The following is a 4,384-nucleotide window of genomic DNA, read 5'->3' on the forward strand; positions in this document are numbered from 1 at the left end:
CTTCGATATCGGGCGTGTTGAGCTTGCGGACCTTCTCGCCCGTCTCCTTGACGGCAACCATGACCGGAATGTTGTCGACGACTATCGCGTCGACGCGGCCGGCCCTCAGCTCCAGCAGCATTTCCGGCAGGCCCTTGTAGGTACGGATATCCCAGCCACCCTTTTCGCGCGCCCATTTCTCATGCGTCTCGCCCAGCGTCACGCCAATGGTCTTGCCCTTGAGGTCGTCGAGGCTCTGCACTTTCGACTGCTCGCTGACGAAAACGGCGCGGCCGGCGTGGTAGTAAGGCCCGACGAAATCGACCACCTTTTCACGCTCAGGCGTGATCGTCATCGAGCCAACGACGGTGTCGTATTTGTTGGCGAGCAGGCCGGCAATGATGCCGTCCCAGGCCGTGGTGATGATGGTGCCCTTGACACCGATGCGCTCGGCGATGGCCTTGCCGATATCGGCGTCGAAACCGACGACTTCATTCTGGTCGTTGACGAAGTTGAAGGGCGGATACTGACCGCTCATGGAAATCTTCAGCTCGCCCGCCGCCTTGATCTTTTCGAGGTCGTCGGCCCTGGCCGAAACGGCAGTGAAGGTCGACGCAAGCAGCAGGGCCGCAACGGCGATGCCGGAAAATACTCTGTTCATCTGATTTCATCTCCTCTGGATGGCGCGCAAGGTTTGTTCTTGGGAGGCGTGCAGACGCTTTCCTGTCATCAATGATTGCCTTTGCGGTATCATTGCGCAAATAGATAATGCGAATAGAGAGCATAGATATCAGGAATGGTACTTCCACGCCCCGAACGGCTGGTCTGGGATCTCGACTGGAACCTTCTGAGGACATTCGTCGTCATCGCGGAGGTGAAGGGCATCACGCGAGCTGCGGAGCGACTGAACCTCAAGCAACCCAGCGTCAGCAATGCTCTGCGGCGACTGGAGGACCGGGTGGGCCGGCGTCTGGTCGAGCGCGACGCGACGCGCTTCGAACTGACCGAGGTCGGGCGGCTTCTCTACGAGCAGAGCGTCGAGGTGTTCGGCACCATATCGCAGTTGCCGCTGCTGATGCGCGGCATCAGCGACGATGTTCCCGGCCATGTGATGATCGCGACGGCAAGCCATGTCGTCTCGCCGCTCTTTGATCAGGCGCTGTCCGAGTTCCACAGCAACTACCCGCACGCCAGCATCACCATTTCAGTCGCAGCAAGCACCGAAGTCGCCAAGCAGGTGAGGGAGCGGCGTGCTTCCTTCGGCATCTGCCTGGTCAGCCAGCGCGATCCGGCGCTGGAATATGCGATGGTCTACCGCGAGTTCTTCGGCTTCTTCTGTGGGCCGCAGCACAGGCTTTACGGGCAAACCGGGCTGACGCTGACCGATCTCCGAGGCGAGCCCTCGGTATCGTTCCAGACCGACCATATCTCGGATGCGTTGCGGCCGGTCGCGCTGTTGCGCAGCGAGGCCCGGCTCAATGCCGATGTCGTCGGCGTGTCCTCGAGCCTGGAAGAGGTGCGGCGCATGATCGTCGCCGGGTTGGGCATTGGGCCGCTGCCGCTGCACGTCGCGCGGCGGGATGTGGCGGATGGAATGCTGTGGCGGCTGCCGCCCTATGACGCGCCGCCGGCCATCGACATCTTCCTGCTGGTCAATCCGGACAAGGTGATGAACCGCGCCGAGAAGGCGCTGCTGTCAGGGCTGCAGACGCTGATTGCCGACACGCCCCTCGATGACCGCATCTACATAGGCTGACGGGCGGAGACAGGCTTATTCGATCAAGAAGGCCGAAGAGCGGTCGCGCATCGGCTCGTCCAGAGCGACCGAGGCGCGCGCGGCAAGGTCGAAGCGCACGCTTGTCGTCCGGCTCGATGCGCGGACAATGCCGTCGAGCGAGCCCAACATCACCTGTTCGAAGGTGATGGAGGTGCGGCCGATCTTCACGACATGCGAGCGGATGGTGATGAGTGCACCGGCTTTCGTTTCATGCCGATAGTCGATTTCGGTGCGCACGTCGGCCCATCCGATCTGCGACGCCTGGTTGTCGTCCTGTCCGGCAATATGGCCGAGAAGCTGGAAGCTGGCATCATCGAACATCGCCGCGTAGTGACGCACATTCACGTGCCCCATCACGTCGCACATCCAGGGATGAGCGACGCCGACAAAGGTGACGAGAGATTTGCTCATGGGGATTTGCTCCGTGGCCTTCGACGATCGCGCAGACGCAATATCGAAACGCGCGACGACAGGCAAACGATCTGCTGTCCCTGGCATCTTCGAACCGAGAATGGCCTTCGGACTTCGTATTCGTTAGCCGCACCCTTGGCCACCTCCATCAAACGGACTATTTCAGGGGTGGCGGCGTTTCCGCCACGGGGGTCGGCATGCTCAGAGTGCAAAAGGTCAAGGTCGACGAGATCTACGTGCCGACGGCGCGCAAGAAAACGCTGCATCCCGAGACCGTCCGCCATCTCGCCGAGGACATTCTGGAAAACGGCATGAAGACGCCGATCCAGGTCCGCCATGACGGCAAGCGCCACATCCTCGTCGAAGGCCTGCACCGGCTGGAAGCGGCAAAGTGGCTCGGCGAGACCGAGATCGAGGCCTATCTGGTGCAAGCCAAGCGCCACTAAGGCTTTGGCCCATCGATCACTTTGTCATCCTCGGGTCTCCGCGACGGAGCTGCGTTCGTGCTCCGCCCGTGGATGACGAAGGTGAGTGACGCCTCGGGTCAATCGAAACGGTGTCGCAAAATTTTCGCTGGCCGATGTCGGCTTGCGGTTCATCGGCTCGTCCTTGGGACGGAAGCCAGATCAAACGCAGGACGCCATCATGACCACCAAGCTCGACATCGCCCCCACCAACGACCGCGAACTGGTTCTCGCCCGCATCATCGATGCGCCGCGCGAGAACGTCTATCGCTGCTGGACCGATCCGAAACTGATCACGCGCTGGTTCTCTCCAAAACCGTGGACGACGCCGCGCGCGGAGATGGATGTGCGCGCCGGTGGCTCGAGCCTTGTCGTCATGGCCAGCCCGGACGGCAACGAGTTCCCCAACCCAGGTGTCTTCCTCGAAGTCGTTGCCGGCAGGAAGATCGTCCTCACCGACGCCTACACTGAGGCTTGGCAGCCTTCGGAAAAGCCGTTCATGACCGTCGCGCTGACCTTCGAGGACGAGGGCAACGGCAAGACCCGCTACATCGCTCGGGTCAGGCACTGGAGCGTCGCCGACCGCGAACAGCATGAGAAGATGGGGTTCCACGAGGGCTGGGGACAGTGCGCCGACCAGCTCGAAGAACTCGCCAAAACGCTTTGATCCGCATAACGCCTTGATATCGACAGGAGAGGAGATCGATATGTTCAAAACCCTGTTTTTCGCCATTTTTGCTTCGGCCGCAGCACTGCTTGCCTGCCCGGGCATCATCAATGCAGAGGAGACAAAACCTGCCATGACGACTGAAACGAATGCACTGCCGAAGCCGGAAAAGTCCGGCCTTCTGACGATCAACGGCCTGAACTACTACTATGCAATCTATGGCAAGGGCGAGCCGCTGCTTCTGCTGCATGGTGGTCTTGGCACCACGGATATGTTCGCGCCGATCCTGCCGAAACTTGCCGAAAACCGCACCGTCATCGGCGTCGACCTGCAGGGTCACGGCCGCACCGCGCTGGGTGACCGACCATTCACCGTGGAGGCGATGGGCGACGACATGGCCGCCATCGTCAAGGCGCTCGGTTACAGCCAGGTCGATGTCATGGGCTATTCGCTAGGCGGCGGCGTCGCCTTCCGCATGGCCGTCCAGCATCCCGAAGCGGTGCGCCGCCTCGTCTTGGTATCGACCGGCTACGCCACGGACGGCTTCTATGACGAGATGCGTCCGCAGCAGGCACAGGTGAGCGCAGCCGCGGCTGAGTTCATGAAGGACACGCCGATGTACAAATCCTACGTCGCGGTGGCGCCACATCCGGAGGAGTTCCCGAAGCTCCTCGATGCGCTGGGCGGCTTCATGCGTCAGAACCGCGATTACTCGGCCGATGTCGCCAAGCTGAAGATGCCTGTCATGCTGGTCTATGGCGACAGCGATATGTATAAGCCCGAACACGAGATCAAGTTCTATCAGATGCTCGGCGGCGGACTGAAGGACGCCGGCTGGATGCGCGAGAACTTGTCGCAGAACCGCCTGGCGATCCTGCCCAACCGCACCCACTACGATGTCTTCTTCGCCCCGGAGCTGACGGCCGCCGCGCTGCCGTTCCTAAACGGCCAGACCAAGGTCAAGACCTGGGACGAGGTCGTCGGCGAAATGGAGTGAACGCCAAAACCGCCGGCTGTTGGCGGGCAGCCGGCATTCCGTGGCTCCATGACGGCTTTCGGCGTCATGGCTTCATCCCAACTCGCATC

At 61.4% G+C, this 4,384-nt stretch carries 6 protein-coding genes; 4 read left to right on the forward strand and 2 right to left on the reverse strand.

Annotated features, from left to right (window positions below):
• On the reverse strand, nucleotides 1-640 hold a 640-nt coding region (locus EN879_RS15530; RefSeq protein ID WP_127274119.1), incomplete at its 3' end, for a transporter substrate-binding domain-containing protein.
• 135 nt (nucleotides 641-775) lie between these two features.
• On the opposite strand from EN879_RS15530, the gene EN879_RS15535 reads away from it, so the two are divergent.
• Nucleotides 776-1,735: a LysR family transcriptional regulator gene (locus EN879_RS15535; protein ID WP_063167838.1), complete on the forward strand. Its 960-nt coding sequence runs from the start codon at nucleotides 776-778 to the stop codon at nucleotides 1,733-1,735.
• 15 nt (nucleotides 1,736-1,750) lie between these two features.
• Here the strand turns inward: EN879_RS15535 and EN879_RS15540 are convergent, their stop codons facing one another.
• Nucleotides 1,751-2,167: an acyl-CoA thioesterase gene (locus EN879_RS15540; RefSeq protein ID WP_024504355.1), complete on the reverse strand. Its 417-nt coding sequence runs from the start codon at nucleotides 2,165-2,167 to the stop codon at nucleotides 1,751-1,753.
• A 197-nt stretch (nucleotides 2,168-2,364) separates the two neighbouring features.
• On the opposite strand from EN879_RS15540, the gene EN879_RS15545 reads away from it, so the two are divergent.
• From EN879_RS15545 to EN879_RS15555, 3 genes are all read left to right on the forward strand, one after another.
• Nucleotides 2,365-2,613, forward strand: coding sequence for a ParB N-terminal domain-containing protein (locus tag EN879_RS15545; RefSeq protein WP_013532091.1), 249 nt, complete (start codon nucleotides 2,365-2,367; stop codon nucleotides 2,611-2,613).
• A 199-nt stretch (nucleotides 2,614-2,812) separates the two neighbouring features.
• On the forward strand, nucleotides 2,813-3,298 hold the full coding sequence (locus EN879_RS15550; RefSeq protein ID WP_024504356.1) for an SRPBCC family protein: 486 nt from the start codon (nucleotides 2,813-2,815) through the stop codon (nucleotides 3,296-3,298).
• A gap of 40 nt (nucleotides 3,299-3,338) precedes the next feature.
• Complete coding sequence (locus EN879_RS15555; protein WP_063167839.1) at nucleotides 3,339-4,295, forward strand: alpha/beta hydrolase; 957 nt, start codon at nucleotides 3,339-3,341, stop codon at nucleotides 4,293-4,295.
• Nucleotides 4,296-4,384: the final 89 nt, after the last annotated feature.

The sequence above is a fragment of the Mesorhizobium sp. M7A.F.Ca.AU.002.02.1.1 genome (genome assembly GCF_003998535.1).
GTDB lineage: Bacteria > Pseudomonadota > Alphaproteobacteria > Rhizobiales > Rhizobiaceae > Mesorhizobium > Mesorhizobium ciceri.